The organism is Burkholderia theae (assembly GCF_048565265.1).
GTDB lineage: Bacteria > Pseudomonadota > Gammaproteobacteria > Burkholderiales > Burkholderiaceae > Burkholderia > Burkholderia theae.
Map to the genome: position 1 here is coordinate 1,019,263 of NZ_CP183463.1, position 17,331 is coordinate 1,036,593.

12 protein-coding genes and 1 pseudogene are annotated in these 17,331 nt (G+C 66.0%); 11 read left to right on the forward strand and 2 right to left on the reverse strand.

Annotated elements, in window-relative coordinates; all coding sequences use genetic code 11:
• The first annotated feature begins 56 nt into the window (after positions 1-56).
• The 11 genes and pseudogenes from ACN22W_RS37215 (at position 57) to ACN22W_RS37265 (ending at position 14,504) form a co-directional block, all read left to right on the forward strand.
• Positions 57-1,040, forward strand: a complete 984-nt coding sequence (locus tag ACN22W_RS37215; RefSeq protein ID WP_419690077.1) for a UDP-glucuronic acid decarboxylase family protein — start codon at positions 57-59, stop codon at positions 1,038-1,040.
• Positions 1,041-1,979: 939 nt separating this feature from the next.
• Positions 1,980-3,707 carry a S53 family peptidase gene (locus ACN22W_RS37220; RefSeq protein ID WP_419690078.1) on the forward strand — a complete coding sequence of 576 codons (1,728 nt, stop codon included), beginning with the start codon at positions 1,980-1,982 and terminating at the stop codon, positions 3,705-3,707.
• A gap of 564 nt (positions 3,708-4,271) precedes the next feature.
• Entirely contained in the window at positions 4,272-5,195 is a 924-nt protein-coding gene (locus ACN22W_RS37225) for a glycosyl hydrolase (protein ID WP_419690079.1), read from the forward strand.
• Positions 5,196-5,273: 78 nt separating this feature from the next.
• Complete coding sequence (locus ACN22W_RS37230; RefSeq protein ID WP_419690080.1) at positions 5,274-5,558, forward strand: hypothetical protein; 285 nt, start codon at positions 5,274-5,276, stop codon at positions 5,556-5,558.
• Between the two features lie 226 nt (positions 5,559-5,784).
• A complete protein-coding gene (locus tag ACN22W_RS37235; protein WP_343495240.1) occupies positions 5,785-6,825 on the forward strand; it encodes an LLM class flavin-dependent oxidoreductase in 1,041 nt (346 codons plus the stop codon).
• A 269-nt stretch (positions 6,826-7,094) separates the two neighbouring features.
• Positions 7,095-8,402, forward strand: a complete 1,308-nt coding sequence (locus ACN22W_RS37240) for an NtaA/DmoA family FMN-dependent monooxygenase (RefSeq protein WP_419690081.1) — start codon at positions 7,095-7,097, stop codon at positions 8,400-8,402.
• 16 nt (positions 8,403-8,418) lie between these two features.
• A pseudogene (locus ACN22W_RS37245) lies at positions 8,419-9,929 on the forward strand (sugar ABC transporter ATP-binding protein).
• Between the two features lie 13 nt (positions 9,930-9,942).
• Positions 9,943-11,001 (forward strand): ABC transporter permease, encoded by a 1,059-nt coding sequence (locus tag ACN22W_RS37250; protein ID WP_419690082.1) that lies wholly within the window; start codon positions 9,943-9,945, stop codon positions 10,999-11,001.
• 234 nt (positions 11,002-11,235) lie between these two features.
• Entirely contained in the window at positions 11,236-12,312 is a 1,077-nt protein-coding gene (locus ACN22W_RS37255) for a substrate-binding domain-containing protein (RefSeq protein ID WP_419690083.1), read from the forward strand.
• Positions 12,313-12,388: 76 nt separating this feature from the next.
• Entirely contained in the window at positions 12,389-12,919 is a 531-nt protein-coding gene (locus tag ACN22W_RS37260; protein WP_419690084.1) for an OsmC family protein, read from the forward strand.
• A 157-nt stretch (positions 12,920-13,076) separates the two neighbouring features.
• Positions 13,077-14,504 carry an MFS transporter gene (locus ACN22W_RS37265; RefSeq protein WP_419690085.1) on the forward strand — a complete coding sequence of 476 codons (1,428 nt, stop codon included), beginning with the start codon at positions 13,077-13,079 and terminating at the stop codon, positions 14,502-14,504.
• Between the two features lie 126 nt (positions 14,505-14,630).
• On the opposite strand, the gene ACN22W_RS37270 is transcribed toward ACN22W_RS37265, so the two are convergent.
• The gene (locus ACN22W_RS37270) at positions 14,631-16,031 is read right to left on the reverse strand and encodes an LLM class flavin-dependent oxidoreductase (protein WP_419690086.1); all 1,401 of its coding nucleotides are present in this window, start codon (positions 16,029-16,031) and stop codon (positions 14,631-14,633) included.
• Positions 16,028-17,287, reverse strand: a complete 1,260-nt coding sequence (locus ACN22W_RS37275) for an acyl-CoA dehydrogenase family protein (protein ID WP_419690087.1) — start codon at positions 17,285-17,287, stop codon at positions 16,028-16,030. Before ACN22W_RS37275 ends, ACN22W_RS37270 begins: the two co-directional genes overlap by 4 nt.
• Between the last annotated feature and the right edge of the window lie 44 nt (positions 17,288-17,331).

Consider the following 17,331-nt stretch of genomic DNA (forward strand, 5'->3'; position numbering starts at 1 on the left):
GGGCAGAAACCGTAGCTGCAACGCCTGAAGCATCCATAGCGCAATCGGGGGCGATAATGAGCGAGAAGAAAATTATCGTAACGGGCGGCGCCGGATTTCTCGGCTCGCACCTCTGCGAACGTCTGGTGGCGCGCGGCGATCATGTGCTATGCGTTGACAACCTTTCGACGGGCAAGCGGAGCAATATCGCGCACCTCCTTGCCGGAAGGAACTTTGAGTTGGTGCACCATGACGTGAGTACGGCATTTTCGTGCGACGTCGACGAAATCTATAATCTTGCTTGTCCGGCGAGCCCCGCTCATTATCAGCAGGATCCGGTACAGACGTTGCGCACGAGCGTCTTTGGGGCGATGAACCTGTTGGAACTGGCGCGCCGCTGTGGCGCGAAGATTCTGCTTGCGTCGACATCCGAGGTGTACGGCGACCCGATCGCGCATCCGCAGTCGGAGCAGTACTGGGGCAACGTGAATCCAGTGGGCCTGCGCAGTTGCTATGACGAGGGAAAGCGCTGCGCCGAAACCCTGTTTTCCGACTTCCGGCGTCAGTATGAAGTGGTCACGAGAATTGTGCGAATTTTCAACGTCTACGGTCCGCGGATGCGTGCCGACGATGGTCGTGTCGTGAGCAATTTCGTTACCCAAGCGCTGAGGGGCCGAAATATTACGGTCTACGGAGACGGTACACAGACGCGCAGCTTTTGTTTCGTCGATGACATGATCGACGGTTTGATCCGTGCAATGGAAGCTCACGATAGCTTCGGCGGCCCGGTGAACCTTGGAACCCGCCACGAAATATCAATGCTCGACCTTGCCGCCGAGGTGCTTCGACAAACAGGCTCGTCAAGCCGGCTGACATATCATCCTCTGCCTGTCGATGATCCAAAACAGCGGCAACCGGACCTTACGCTCGCGAATGAGGTACTTGGCTGGCTGCCGACCACAACGCTTGCTGCTGGATTGGCGAAGACCATCCAATACTTTCTTTCGTCTGAATCATCGTCGGAATCGTACAGAAGAAGTAGGGATTGGGCGAAAGCGTAATTGTGGAATAGTGGGCCGACCTGCGTATGTACCGCTACCGGCGTGCGTGGGCGCCGCTGACGCGAAATCGGGACGCGCGGGGCCAACCGCGTGTCAACGCAAGGCGGGCGTATTGCGTCATGCATCGCCACGGCTTGCTGCACGAACAAGCGCGTTTGGCAGGTCAACATGCAGGTCCGGGGCGCGCCGGACACGATTCCCGAGGCGGTTCGCGTACGATTTTCCGATATCTGAAGCTTGTTATAAAAAAAGTCTCGTCTACCTCGTCAATTGAACCGACCCGGCGTGGCTCGATCGGTCACGATGCAGTCGAGTGCGGCCAGTCAAAATAGAACTTGACGTTCCAATTTTGCCTTATATGCTTTTCACGGGGCGCAAGTAATCCATCTGGAAACAAGCAATCGGATTGGCGGAGATTTATCGTATTGTTTCAGTTTTTTGTTGGATATCCATGATTTGGTGTCTGCCTGGTTTTCTTGAGTGTTCCGGGTTTGATGAGTAAATCCGTGTCGCGAACGTTGCATTATTTCGTCGTGGTGCGTGCCTTGATTTACTATCCGATGGAAATATTTCGATATGTAATTTTCAGGGGCATTGCCCGATGACCGGCTACGGGTCGCGCTTGCCTCGGCGACTTTAGTCGTATCACAAGGCAACTACCGTCTCGCATCAGTACGGGCGACACGCCCCATATCTACAAGCGCGATATACCCGGTCGATTCAAACAGGTGCGCGCTGATTCATATCATGCCGACGTTGGCTCATCCTGAATGCGTTCGATGCGCATGGATCATTGATTTCCGCATATTGATTTGACGGGATTGTTGATGATTGATGGATGTAGTCGGGTGGTAATTTAAAGATATACAAAAAAATCGATTTCCGATTTCTCGTGGTGCAACGCTGGCAGAGCCTTGTCCATTAAAGGAGTAACCGGTCATGAATCGAATCAAACACGATCAAAGTCGAGGTTTCGAAAGCACAACTGGGCGCATTCCACGTACGTGTTCACTTGCTCTGGCCTTGCTGCTCACGTTCGGCACGGCGGCGACGGGCCATGCAGCGCAGGTGCTGACCCGCCACGTTCGCGCAGGCGCCGATGTCGGCGTGGCCGCGCCGGTGATCGATGTTCTCGCCGACCGGCGGATGGTGCTCGACGTGGTGTTGCCGCTGCGCGATCAGAAAGGGCTCGACGCGTTCGTCGCGGACGTGACCAATCCGCTCAGTCCCGACTTCCGTCACTACTTGACGCCTGCCGAATTCAGCGCACGATTCGGACCGACACGAACGGACTACGATACGACCGTGCAATATCTCGTCGCACACGGCCTGACCGTGACCGGCGGGAGCCTGGACGGCATGGACGTGCAGGTGGCGGGGCCTGCGTCAGCCGTCGAAGCCGCCTTCAACCTTCGTCTGCACTATTATCGGCATCCGACCGAGCACCGGTTGTTCGTCGGTCCCGACCGTGAACCGACAACCTCGATGGCCGTTCCGCTTTGGCACGTCTCCGGGCTCGACAACTATTCGATTCCGCATCCGCTGTTCGTCAGGAAGGGCAACGACGCGAAAGCACAGGGCGCTCGCCCCGATACGGCCGTCGCCCGCGCCACCACGGGATCGGGTCCGTCAGCTTCGTTCCTGGGGAGCGACATGCGAGCGGCCTACTATGGCGGCACCAGCCTGACGGGCGCGGGGCAACACCTGGGCCTGCTTGAATACGCCGGAACCGAGCTGGCCGACCTCGGCACCTATTTCACCAACAGCGGCCAGACCAACCGGGTCCCGGTTACGCTGCTTTCGACCGACGGAACCAGTACGTCCTGCGATCCGAGCACGTGCGACGACAGCGAACAGACGCTCGACCTGACCCAGGCGCTCGGCATGGCGCCTGGACTTGCGAGCCTGACGATGTATGTCGGCTCCACGGATACGGCCATCCTCAGCGCAATGACGACCCACCAGCCGCTGCCGATGACGATCGGCTGCTCTTGGGGTTGGACGCCTGCCGATCCGTCGACCCTGGACCCGTACTTCAAGAAGATGGCCGCCCAGGGGCAATCGTTCTTTGCGGCGTCCGGTGACAACTCGACCTGGTCGACGTCCAACGAGGCATGGCCTGCCGACAGTGCATATGTCATTTCCGTTGGCGGGACCGATCTGACGACTGGCTCCGCAGGCGGCGCGTGGAAGTCGGAAACGGCCTGGAGTGATAGCGGCGGCGGCATCTCGCCCGATCGGGTCGCGATTCCGTCCTGGCAGAAGATCAGCGGCGTGATCAATGCCGTCAACCGTGGCTCCCGGACCTATCGCAATGGGCCGGACGTGTCCGCCAACGCCGATTTCACCTTTTATGTGTGCGCCAATCAAAGCGGCTGCACCGCGAACGAGTATGGCGGGACCAGCTTTGCCGCGCCGATGTGGGCCGGCTTCGCCGCGCTGGCCAATCAGCATGCCGCCGCTCTGGGGCAAGCGCCCGTTGGCTATTTCAACCCGGTGATCTACGCGCAGAACGAGATCAATGGCGCGTTGACACCCGCATATACCGCGAACTTCCACGATATTGCGAGTGGCACGTCAGGGAGTTACCCGGCGGTGAAGGGCTACGATCTGGTCACCGGGTGGGGCAGTCCCAAGGCGGATCTGATCATGTCATTAGTTAAGTAATCCTGCTCATATGCGCTCTTCGAAAAGTGCATGGATGGAAAAACCTGGGCTGTCCCCGGTTGTAGCGTCGATGACATCGACAAGCTGATTGATCAGCGTTTACCTGACGTACCGATGTGCACGTGTCCGATATAAACCCGTCACCGTAGAGAGGGCAAGGAAATGTATAAAAAGCGATATGGAGTGATGTTGCGATCGGCTTTGGGCGTCGCGTGGGCCGCCCTGCTGGCAGGGTCATCTCTCGGCACGAGTGCCGTCATGGCCGCGCCGTCTTCGGCTTCGTCGTCGAATAGCTGTCAGGCAGCGTGGAAGGCCGGTCAAGTCTATACGCGAGGGAACGTCGCATCAGTCTGCACAACCAACTATCAGGCTAACTGGTGGACCCAGAGCCAGAATCCTGTGTCGAATAGCGGTGCGGCCGATAGTGGCCAGCCGTGGACCATTGCAGGTTCCTGTACCGGAACGGGGAGTGGCGGTGGCGGTGGAAGCGGGGGTGGGAGCAATTCCGGGACCGGTACGGCTCCGGCTTTCGTTTATAGCCCGTACAAGGACGCGACGATTTCGATGGACTGGAACACGAGCGTCATTTCATCGGCCGTCACGGGCCAGTTGAACCCTGTTCTGTCGGTGTTGCCAGCCGGTGTTCATGCAATGACCCTCGCTTTTGCGACCGGCGAATGTGGCAGCGAGAACTGGGCGGGCGTCGATGGTGGTGCGCTGGCTGCCGCCAATATTCAACGGTTCACCGCGGCCAATGTGAATTACGTGATCTCCACGGGCGGCGCCGCGGGGTCATTCACGTGCAGCTCCGATGCGGGCATGGCAACTTTCATCAATCGTTACGCATCGAATAACCTCATCGGGATCGATTTCGATATCGAGGCGGGGCAGACGCAGCAGGTGATCAACGATCTGGTGCAACGCGTCGTGGTGGCGCAGCGGAATTATCCGAATCTGCGTTTCAGTTTTACCCTGGCGACACTTGCTCCTTCCCAGCCGGGCGCGACCACGGCAAGCTCCTGGGGAGCAAGCGCACCGGACAGTTTCAACATTTATGGTGACTGGGTCATGCAGGCGATCCAGACATACGGACTGAAAAACTACACCATCAATCTGATGACGATGGATTACGGTTCGGCCGGGGCGGGAAACTGCGTTGTCGCGGGCGGACTCTGCCAGATGGGGCAATCGGCCATTCAGGCGGCCATGAACCTGCACGATCACTGGGGCGTACCGTACAGTCAGATCGAACTGACGCCGATGATCGGCGGTAACGATGTGGCCGGCGAAACCTTCACGCCAGCGGACGCACAGACCGTCGCCGCGTATGCGAAACAGAACGGGCTCGCGGGCATCCACTTCTGGTCGTTCGATCGTGACGTCGATTGTCCGCCCGGTGCCGCGTCGTCAACGTGCAATTCGATCGGCGGCGTCGGCACGCTGGGTTATTCGAACCTGTTTGCCACTAGTCTCCCCGCTGGCAAATGATGCCTGGCAACACGCTGAAGGCGACCGGCTCGCCCGGTCGCTGATCTCTCTCGCCTTCACACGTCGCGACGAAGGTTCTTGCTCGCCGGCGCGCCAAGCGTGCCGCGTCCGACGACGCAGCGGCTCGTCGTCGATGATCGTATCGGCTACGTGAAGCAAGACGGCGACGCGTTGCCGAAGGTGTTCAAGCTGAAGGTACTGACACTCGAACCCGGCGAGCGCATCACGCTGCGGCACAGTCCGGCGAGCACGGCGCCTGTTCCTGGCGCCGCACGATGCGCGACGAACACGGGAATCGATATCTGCGCACCGCAGCGAAGCATCGCAGCAATTGATATTTTGCACGCGGTCCCGGGTGGCTAAGATCGAATCCCCGGGCGGACGCCCGTCTCGTCAACCCGCACGCCCGCCCCCGAATCATGGACAACCGCACGGATTTCCCTCCGCTCATATGGCTGCCGGAAAGCAGGCATCGCCGGCTCCCGGTGCGCGCGCAGGTGCGCGCGTTTGCCGATCCGGCGGCGTGCGCCGTGCTGCGCGACGCAGGCCCCGGGAAGGCCGCGCCCGTCTCCAGGTCGCCGCGGCAACGATGACACAAGCGGCCGAAGGCGTGTGCATCACGCGGATCAGCTTCCTGACGCCGGGCAACTATGCGGCGGACGATCCGTTGCCGGGCCTCGAGCAGACGCTCGACCTGTTCCGGATCGGCGAGGCGCTCGGCTACGACTGTGCATGGGTGCGTCAACGCCATCTCGAGCGGGCCGTGTCGTCGGCGGCGACGTTTCTCGCGGCGGCGAGCCAGCACACGACCCGGATCGGGCTGGGCGCGGCCGTGATCCAGATGGGTTACGAGAATCCGTTCCGGCTGGCCGAGGATCTGGCGACCGTCGACATCCTCTCGCGCGGCCGCCTGAACGTCGGGCTCAGCGCGGGCGCGCCGCCGCATGGCGCACTGCTCGGCGACCGGTTGTTCGATGGCGCGCCGGAGCAGATCGACTTTTCGCACACACGCGTCGCACGGCTGCGCGCGAACCTGACGGGAGAGCTGCTCGGCGACGAACAGTGCTTCGTCGAATCGCCGGCCGGGCGCGAACGGCCGCGCGTGATGCCGTACGCGCCCGGGCTGACGCAGCGGCTCTGGTACGGCGGCGGTTCGCTGCGCTCGGCCGAATGGGCCGGTCGCAACGGCTTCAACCTGCTGATCGGCAATCTGAACGTCGGCGAGCGCACGGACGACTTCTTCGACACGCAGCGTAGCCACCTCGACGCGTTTCGTGCGAACTGGCGCGGCGCGCATCCACCGCGCATCGCGCTCGGGCGCGTGATCGTGCCGATCGACAGCGCGGATCAGGTCAGCCGCCGGCGCTATCGCGCGTTCGCCACGCAACGCGTCGAGCGCACGCGCGGCCCGCAAGGCCCGCGTCGCACGCTGTATGCGCAAGACCTGGTCGGCAGCGCCGCGGAAATCACCGAGCGCCTGCTCGCGGATCCGGTCGTACGGCAGATCGGCGAGTTACGCCTGGAATTGCCGTACGATTTCGCGCCCGACGAGTACGAGCAGATCCTCACCGATTTCGTGCTGCATGTCGCGCCGCGTCTCGGCGGACAGGCGAGCAGGACCGCGGCGTAGCCGGGGCCCGGGAGCACGGAGAAGAATATGGAAAGCCGAAAATATTCGTTCCGGCCGACCAGGGGGGCTGCGTTATGGTCGCTGGCATGCGCGCCATGCGGCGCGTGCCAGCGGGCCATGCCGGACGACCCGACGCGAGCGCCGTCGGTTGCGCGATGCCGGCATGCGTCCTCCGGTCGAACCGAATCACGAGGAACGCGGATGAACGACAGAAGCGGACGAGGCGCGGCGCGCGCCGCAAGCGACGATGGGTTGGCTGGAGTGGCGTCATGAGCCGCGGACGCAGACGCCTGAAAACGCTCGTCGGCGCGGCGAGCGTGCTGTACGCGCCCGGCGATCCGGACTCGGTCCAGGGCATGCGACGCGCGGCGTCGCTCGCGCGCAAGGCGGAAGCCGAGAAGATCACCGGCCTCTTCACGGCCGACCTGCTGCAGGCCGATCCGGCCGGCCTCGCCGGCGCCACCGGCAGCCAGGAGCCGATCGTCGCACTGGCGGCGCTGAGCCAGGCGACGTCGGCCATCGGGCTCGTCGCGACGGTGTCGACGACGTATCACCACCCGTACAACCTCGCGCGGCTGATCGGCACGCTCGATCACGTGAGCGGCGGGCGCGCCGCATGGAACGCGGTTACGTCGTCGGTCGGCGAGGAAAACTTCGGCAATGCCGCGTTGCCCGACCCGGAACAACGCTACGCGCGTGCGAGCGAATTCGTCGAGGTCGTCAACGCGTTGTTCGACGCGAACGATCCGGCCGCGACGCGGCGCACGCCGGCCGGCGGCATCTCGATCGACCCGCTCAAGCTCGGGGCGATCGACTACCGCGGCGCGTACTTCCAGGTGCAGGGGCCGCTGAACGTGCCGCCGTCGCCGCAACGGCGGCCCGTGCTGTTCCAGGCCGGGCAGTCGGCCAGCGGCGTGGCGCTCGGCGCGCGTTACGCGGAAGTCGTCTACACGTCGCAGCCGACGCTCGACGATGCGCGCGCGTTCGTCGCCGACCTGCACCGGCAGGCCGCCGCGTTCGGTCGCGGCGACCGCTTGCCGTTCGTGATGAACTCGTTTCACTCGGTGATCGGCGAATCCGATGCCGACGTCGCGCGGCGGCTGCACGAGAAGCACGAACGCATCGATGACGAACAAGGCCGGCTGAAACTCGCCGACATGCTCGGCGGCGGCGTCGACCTGCGCGGCCTGCCGCTCGACCAGCCGCTGCCGGAAGCGCTGCTGCCGACGATCGACAGCGTGCATCGCCGGCGCGGCCGCGTGGCGATTTTCGTCAGCTACGCGCGACAGCGGTTGACGCTGCGCGAGCTGATCATCCGCGCGCAGGAGACCGGTCACTGGTTCGCCGCCGGCACGCCGGAGCAACTCGCCGATGCGATCGAAACGCGCTATCGGGCGGGGCTCGTCGACGTGCTGTCGCTGCACGGGCTCGGCCAGCCGGACCAGGAAGATCTGCTGCTGAACGGGTTGCTGCCCGAGTTGCGCCGGCGCGATCTGCTCGATACCGATTATGTCGGCGGGGATTTCCGCGCGAATCTCGAACTGCCCGCGTGGCAGCGCGAGTTCGCGCCGGTGTGAACGGGCGGACGCAATCATGAGCGCAGTACGCGTACATCGAGCACATCGAGTGTCGTCGCAGCCCGTCCTGAGCGCTGCCGGCATCGCGAAACGGTTCGACGCAACCGTCGCGCTGGCGTCGCTCGACCTGTCGATCGCCGCCGGTGAAGTCGTCGCGCTGATGGGCGCGAACGGCGCGGGCAAATCGACCTTCGTGAAGATCCTGAGCGGTGTGATCCGGCCCGACGGCGGCACGCTGACGCTGCGCGGCGAACCCTATCGGCCGGCTTCGCCGCACGCGGCGAAGCGGCTCGGCGTCGCCACCGTGCACCAGTCGGTCGCCGACGCCGTCGTGCCGACGCTGTCGATCGCCGACAACCTGTTGCTCGACCGGCTGTGCGATCCGGCCTCGCCGTGGCGCGTGCCGCCGGCTGCGCGGCGCGCCGCGGCGCAACCGCTCGCCGGGCGCGTCGGGCTCGACGCCGACCTGTCGGCGCCGCTTGCGTCGCTGTCGCTGGCCGACCAGCAGCGCGTGACCCTGGCGCGCGCGCTCGCCGGGCAGCCCGGCCTGCTGATTCTCGATGAGCCGACCGCGAGCCTGTCCGCGCAGGAAGCGGAGCGGCTCTTCGCGCTGCTGGACGCGTTGCGCGACGACGGCGTCGCGATCCTGCTGGTGTCGCACCGGCTCGGCGACTTGCGCCGCATCGCCGATCGCGTCGCGATCGTCCGCGACGGCCGGATCGTCGCCGACCTGGCCGCGCCGGTCGATTTCGATGCCGCGGTGGAAACGATGATCGGGCGGCCGTTGCCGAAAGCGCACGCGGCGGACGCGGGCGGTGCCGCGCCGTCGTCCGAAGCCGGCCTCGGCCTGCGGAACCTCAGGCTCATGCCGACCAGCGTCCCGTTCGACCTCGACGTCCGGCGCGGCGAGATCGTCGCGATCGCGGGCCCGGTCGGCGGCGCCGAAGATCGCGCCTGGCCAGCGCGATCTTCGGCGCCGCGCGCCCGGCCGCCGGCGAGATGACGCTCGACGGCCGGCCGTGGCGGCCGCGCTCGCCGGCCGACGCCATTCGCGCCGGCGTGTTCCTGGCCGGCGAGGATCGCTGGCGCTCATCGCTGTTTCCGGACAGCGTGGCGTTCGCGTCGATCGCCGGCACGATCAGCTTTCCGTTCCTGTCGCGCTGGTTTGCGGGCGGCGCGGTGCGGCCGGCCCGCGAACGCGCTGCCGCCGCGGCCGCGATCGCGGCCTTCGGCATCCGCTGCACGGGCCCGGACGATCGGCTCGTGCGCCTGTCCGGCGGCAACCAGCAGAAAGTCGTGCTCGCGCGCTGGCACGCGGAGCGCGCAACGCTGCTGCTGCTCGACGAGCCGTTTCAGGGCATCGATGCCGGCGCGCGCGCCGATATCGTCGATACGCTGCGGCGCCACGCGCACGCGCGCGCGACGCTCGTGTTCGTCAGCGATCTCGAAGAGGCGGCCGAAATCGCGGATCGCATCGTGCGGTTCGATCGCGCCACGCTCGACCGTCCGTTTTCGTCTTCCTCCTGAGTGACCGTGCCCCATGAAACCCGTTTCTTCTGCCCTGCCGCACGATGCATTGTCTGGCCAGCCGGCACGCCGCCCCGCGCCAGCCCGCATTCGCGCGGCGCTCGAACGCACGGGCATCCTGCTCGTGCTGGCCGTGCTCGTCGCCGTGTTCGCGCTCAGGGAGCCGGCGTTCCTGAACCTCGACAACCTGTTCAGCATTCTTCAGGCGGTGTCGATCGTCGCGCTGCTCGGCATCGGCGTGACGATCACGCTCGCGGCCGGCGGTTTCGACCTGTCGGTGGGCAGCGTGGCTGCGTCCGCGCAGATGGCCGCCAGCTACGTGCTGGTCGTCTGGCACGGCGGCACGCTTGCGGCGGTGGCCGCCTGCATCGCGCTCGGTGTGGCTGCCGGGCTGTTGAACGGCTTGCTGATTACGCGACTGCGCGTGCCGGACCAGCTCGCGACGCTCGGCACGTTGTTCCTGCTGGCGGGCCTGCAACTGATCCCGACCGGCGGCCGGTCGCTCGCGACCGGTTCGGTGCTGCCCGACGGCACGGACGCAACGGGCGTGTTCCCCGCCGCATTTCTCGCGCTCGGGCGCTTGCGCGTGTTCGACGTCGTGCCGTTGCCGGTGCTGCTGCTCGCGGCGGTGACGGTACTCGCCTGCGTCGCGATGGAAGCGACGCGCTGGGGCCGCGTGATTTACGCGATCGGCGGCAACGAAACGGCCGCGCGACTCGCCGGCGCGCCGGCCGCGCGCTACCGGGTCGCCGCGTATGTCGTGTCGGGCACGATCGCGTCGCTGGGCGGCGTGCTGATCGCCGCGCGGGTCGGACGCGGCGACGTGAGCGCCGGACACTCGCTGCTGCTCGACGCGGTGGCCGCCGCGCTGGTGGGTTACGCGGTGTGGGGCGCCAAGCGGCCGAACGTGTTCGGCACGGTCGTGGGCGCGGTATTCGTCGGCGTGCTGCTCAACGGGCTCACGATGCTGAACGCGCCGTACTACATGCAGGACTTCATCAAGGGCGTGTTGCTGGTGCTCGCGCTGGCGTTCACGTTCGGCATCGGCCGCCGTGCCGACGCGCGTGCGTGACGGAGCAGGGCGCACGGTGCGGCGTCCGCAGTCAATCCGGGGCGTAATTCCGGACCATCGATTCCCGCGGCGGTTATCACGCGTGCGCTCGATTGCGGGTTCCCGCATCGAAGCGCCGCCGCTGCAATCGGTTTGATGTCCGAAGGAATATCCATTTCAGAATCGCTCGGTTTGAGCGTGCCGGTCGCGCTGATAGATTGTGCGGATATCGTCCCCCACGGAGACACGCAGACCATGCGATCGTCGCTTCGCCGCAAGTCACGCATCGACCGGACGGTCGGCGCGCTCACGCTGTTTTTCGCCGCTGCATCGGCCGCGCTCGCACCCGCGGCGCACGCCGGCCCGCTGACCGGCGCGCCCGCGCCGTTCGACAAGGGCGGCGTGAAGATCGCGCTCGTCAACTATCTGTCGACCGGCGACTTCTTCCAGGCCTACGAGGCCGGCGCGCAGAAGCAGGCGAAGGCGCTCGGCGTCGATTTGCGCATCTACGAGGGTCGGCAGGATGCGGCCGAGCAGCGCGAGCAGATCCAGCAGGCGGTCAGCATCGGCGTGTCCGCGATCATCGTCAATCACGGGTTGCCCGAATCGTTGAAGGACGTCGTCCAGCGCGCGCTGGACAAGGGGATCAAGGTCGTCGCATTCGACGTCGATCTCGGCAATCCGAAGGTGCCGCAAATCGAGCAGAGCGATCGCGACCTGGCCAACCTGTTGTTCGGCCAGGCGGTCAAGGACAACGGCGACGCATTCGCGGCCGGTTATGTGTATGTCGCCGGCTTTGCGCCGCTCGACCGGCGTGATGCCGCATGGCGCGACTTCAAGCGCGTGCACCCGAAGGTGCGGGAAAAGGCGCGCTGGGGCACCGTCGACAATCCGATCGCGCAATCGGTCGCGAATCAGGCGGCGGCGGCTTATCGCGCGAATCCCGACATCCGCGTCGTGTTCGCGCCTTACGACGAGTTCGCGCGCGGCGCGAAGCTCGCCGCGGACGAAGCGAAGCTGTCGTCGAAGATCCGCATCTACAGCGCGGATATCTCGACCTCCGACATCGAGGCGATTCGCGCGCCGAACAGCGCGTGGGTGGCGACGGCCGCGACCAATCCCGCGGTGGTCGGCGCCGTGTCGGTGCGGGCCGCCGCGCTGCTCGTCGCCGGCCAGGACCCGGGCGCGCGCATCGTCGTCAAGCCGACGCTGATCACGCGCGACGATCTCGTGAAACACGATATCCGGACCGTGGCCGAACTCGGCGCGAAATTCCCGGCGTTCCGCGCGAGCGACGCGGCGAGCGCCGCATGGATCCCGAAGGCGGACTGAGCGCCGCCGACAGCGGGCGGCAGACGCCGCCCTGTACGAAGCACAACCGACCGACTGACGTACCGACGACCCGGCCATGACGACCCTGAACGACTATCTCGCCCAAAAACGCGCCGCCTGGCGCACGAAGCAGGAGGCGGCGCGCAACGATCCCGATTTCAAGGCGACGCCGCTGAGGGCGACCGTGCGTGCGCTCGGCCGCAGCGGCGTGCGCGAGATCCGCATTCGCGACTTCCAGGTGATCAGCGACAGTCCGCCCGATTTCGCGGGCTACAACCTCGGGCCTGCGTCGCCGGAGCTGCAGCTCGGCGTGCTGGGCAGCTGCCTCACGCACATCACGCTGATCCAGGCCGCCGAGCGCGGCCTGAAGATCGATGCGATCGAGGTGGAGGTGACCGGCGATCAGCATCCGCTTGCGCAGCAGCCGGGTTTCGAGCATGTGCCGGTGTTTCCGCACAACCTGCGCTATACGCTCGATATCGTGTCGCCCGAGCCGCCCGACGCGATTCGCGCGCTGCATCAGGCGGTCGAAGCGGTCTGCCCGATCTTCAACCTGCTGAGGTTGCCGCAGACCATCGACGGCGAACTGCGACACACCCGTGTGTGACGTGCCGGGGCACACGCTCCGCAAGATTTGCCGGAACGCGGCGACAGCGCATGCCGGGAGTTGACCATCCGCGCCGCGCGGTGACGATGGCCGATGCGCGTGCCGCGTTCCGCGTTCCCTGGATATCGCCGGGCATTCGGCGCAACGAAGGAATCCGATGAGTTCGATCGATCTGAACGCGGTTACGCCGGTATCGGCGCCCATCCGCTCCGCAAGCGACGTGGCGCGCCTGATCAATACGACGGACAGTTCCGTCAGCCATGCGCGGATGATCGTGTTGCTGGCGCTGGGCGGCGTGTTTCTCGATGCATACGACCTGACGACGTTGTCCTACGGCATCGACGACGTGGCGCGCGAATTCGGCCTGACGCCCGCACTGACCGGGCTGGTCGGTTCCGCGATCATGATCGGCACGATCTTCGGCAGCCTGATCGGCGGATGGCTGACCGACCGGATCGGCCGCTACCAGGTGTTCATGGCCGACATGCTGTTTTTCGTGATCGCGGCGATCGCGGCCGGGCTTGCGCCGAACGTGTGGGTGCTGATCGGCGCGCGCTTCGTGATGGGGCTCGGGGTCGGCATCGATCTGCCCGTCGCGATGGCGTTTCTCGCGGAATTCTCCCGGTTCGACGGCCGCGGCAACAAGGCGTCGCGGCTCGCCGCGTGGTGCCCGATGTGGTACGTGGCGTCGTCGGTCTGCTTCCTGCTGATCTTCGGCCTGTATTTCCTGCTGCCGGCCGAGCATGCGGGATGGCTGTGGCGCGCGTCGCTGATCTTCGGTGCCGTGCCCGCGCTCGTCATCATCCTGTTCCGGAATCGCTTCATGAACGAATCGCCGCTGTGGGCGGCGAACCAGGGCGACCTCGCCAATGCCGCGCGCATCCTTCGCGAGTCGTACGGCATTCACGCACACGAAGCGGAGGATGCGCCGCGTGAACCGGGCCAGCCGCCCGTGCGGATAAGCATGCTGTTCCAGCGTCCGTATCTCGGGCGCACGATCGTCGCCAGCGTGATGAACCTGTGCATCCCGTTCGAATACACGGCGATTGCGTTCTTCCTGCCGTCGATCCTGTCGCAGTTTCTCGGCGCGGGCGTGTTCGAGACGATCGCGGCGTCGCTCGCGCTGAACGTCTTGTTCGCGTTGACCGGCGGCTTGCTGGGCATGCGCCTCGCGTATCGATATCCGTCGCGTCATGTGGCGATCGCGGGCTTCGCGCTGCAGTTCGTCGCGCTCGTCGCGCTTGCGCTGGCGGGGCATCCGCACGGCGCGCTCGCGATCGGTGTCGTGCTGCTGATGCTCGGCACCTGGCTGTTCGCCGAGGGTTTCGGACCGGGCGCGCAGATGATGATCTACCCCGCCTTGTCCTATCCGGCGGCGATCCGCGGCACCGGCGTCGGGTTCGGGCGTTCGCTGTGCGGCATCGGCCAGGCGCTTGCGCTGTTCGTGCTGCCGATCCTGCAGGCCCGTCTCGGCACGGACATGTTCTGGGTCGTCGCGATCAGCGCGGCCACGCCGATCGTGTTCCTGTTGATCGTGCGTTACGAGCCGACGGCGCGCGACGTCGACGACGAGGGCGGTGCGTGAACGCTGTCGGGATCGGTAATCCTTCGAAAGATGCGTGCCGCATGGTCCGGTCGCATGCCGCCGTTCCTGCAAGGATCGGCGACGCGCCGCACCGGCCCGCCGAGGCGGCTGGCCGCCGCATGGCGGTCACGCGCAGGCTGTCACCTGCCCGGCATCGCGCTTGACCTGCTCGATATCGCGAAACCGTGCGGCCGGATGTTCGTCCGGTAAGCGCGCCGCGCCGCCGAACAGCTTCTCGCGCAGCGTGCCCGGCGCATACTGCGTCGGATAGACGCCGCGGCGCTGCAGTTCGGGAACGAGGTGGCGCACGACGTCTTCGAACGTTTCGTGGGCCACCGCGTACGCGAGATTGAAACCGTCCACGTCGGTCTCGGCAACCCATTCCTGGAGGATGTCTGCCACGGTCGCCGCCGACCCGACGAACACCGGGCCCAGTCCGCCGATGCCGCCCCATGCCGCCAGCGCCTCGATCGTCCATGCGGTGTCGCCGCCCGACAGGTGCTCGACTGCCGAAACGATCGCGTTCGTTTCGACGCGCCTGACGGGATCGGTCGGCGCATACTCGCCGAAGTCGATGCCGGTCCAGCCGGACATGAACACCAGCGAGCCGTCGTACGACACATAGCGGCGGTACTCGTCGAACTTGGCCTGCGCCTTCTCGTCGGTTTCGTCGACGATCACCGTGACGAGGTTGTAGATCAGCACCTTGCGCGGATCGCGTCCCGCGGCGGCGGCCTGCGCGCGCACGTCGGCGACGTAGCGCGCGAGCTGCTCGCGGGACGGCGCGGCGACGAACACGCATTCCGCGTGCTGCGCGGCGAACGTCTTGCCGGGGCCGGACGCACCGGCCTGGAACAGCACCGGCGTGCGCTGCGGCGAGGGTTCGCACAGATGGTAGCCGGGGACGTCGAAGAAGCGGCCCTTGTGACCGATCTCGTGCACCTTCCCGGGATGCGTGAACACGCGGCCGTCACGATCGCGCACCACCGCGCCGTCTTCCCAGCTGCCTTCGAACAGCTTGTACAGCACCTCGACGTATTCGGCCGCGACCGCATAACGATCGTCGTGCGTGCGCAAGCCGTGATCGCCGACGTTCTTCGCGCCGCTTTCCAGGTAGGACGTGACGATGTTCCAGGCGAGCCGGCCCTTGGTGTGATGGTCGGCGGTCGACAGCCGGCGCGCGAACGTGTACGGGTGCTCGAACGTCGTCGACGCGGTGATGCCGATGCCGAGATGCTCGGTCGCCATCGCGATCGGCGCGGCGAGCTGCAGCGGATCGTTGACCGGGATCTGCGCGGCCTGGTGCAGTGCGTGGTAGTTGCTGCCCTGGTAGACGTCGTAATAGCCGATCACGTCCGCGATGAAGATCGCGTCGAAGATGCCGCGCTCGAGCACGCGGGCGAGGTCGGTCCAGTAGTCGAGATCCTTGTACTGCCACGAACGGTCGCGCGGGTGCGCCCACAGGCCGGGCGACTGGTGGCCGACGCAGTTCATCTCGAACGCGTTGAAGCGGATGGCCTTGCTCATTGCGCGACTCCCGGTTCCGTGCTCGCGTGTGCGCCGCTGCCGACGCGCCAGACGAACGGCGGCGTGCGGCCGTTGATGATCCAGTCGCCGACGATCCGGGCCTTGTAGACCAGCGGATTGTGCGACGACACCGTACGCGCGTTGCGCCAGTGGCGATCGAGCGCGGTCGTGCTGCGCGTGGCGGATGCGCCGAGTGCGTCGAACAGGCGCGTCGCGGCGCGCAACACGAGTTCGGACACGACGAGCTGGCTCTGCGCGGATTCGATTTCCGCGGCGACGTTCGCCGTCTGCTCGGCCGCCTCGTCGCCGCCGAAGCGCGCTGCGTAGGCCAGCTGCAGCGGCTGTGCGGCGCGCAGCGCGAGCGCGTCGGCCGCATAGGCCCACGACGCGATCTCGCCGATCACTTGCTGGAGCTGCGCGTCGTCGCCCGCGCGCGACGCGTTGCCGTGGCTGTACACGCGGGTGCGCGTGCGCACGAGTTCGCCCGCGTCGCGCACGATCGCGTGGCCGATGCCGGCCAGCGTCGCGACGTGGAACAGTTGGTAGAACGCGGTCTGGTACTTGAAGCGGCGTGAGAAATCGATCACGTTGTCGGCGTCGATCGCGGCATTCTCGAAGCGCGTCGTGCCGCTACCGGTGGTTGTCTGGCCGAAGCCGTCCCAGTCGTCTTCGCGGATCACGCCGGGTTGCGCGGTCGCGACGGCGACGATCACGTCGCTGCCGTCGTACGCGCGCTGCGCGAACACGTCGATCCAGTCGGCGAACAGGCTGCCGGTGCTGTAGAACTTCCGCCCGTTCAGCACAAGGCGGCCGTCTTGCTCCGACACCTTCGTGACGGTCTGGCCGAGTGGCACGTCGCCGGCCTCCGACCATGCGTTGCCGACGAGCTGGCCGCTTGCGAAGCGGTCGAACCAGGTCGTGCGTTGCGGGCCGGACGGTGCGTTCAGCCAGTCCTCGACGAACGCGAAGTGCCCGCGCAGCGCCTGCGGCAGATTGGAATCGGCGGCGGCGAGCTCGATCAGCAACTGGAACAGCTGCGGCAGCGATGCGCCGGCGCCGCCGTCCCGTACCGGCAGCCGTACCGCGCCGAAGCCGGCTGCCTTCAGCCAGCCGATCGCTTCGTGCGGCAGTTCGCGGCGGCGTTCACGTTCGGCGGTGCCTGCGGCGATGCGGTCGAATATCGGCCGGAACCGGCTTGCGAGTGCGTCGTAGTCGGTGCCGGTGGAAAGGTCGGGGTCTGCGTGCGACGAAGTCATGCGGTTTTCCTCGAAGGGCGGGGCCGTTTGCCGGGCAGGCCAGT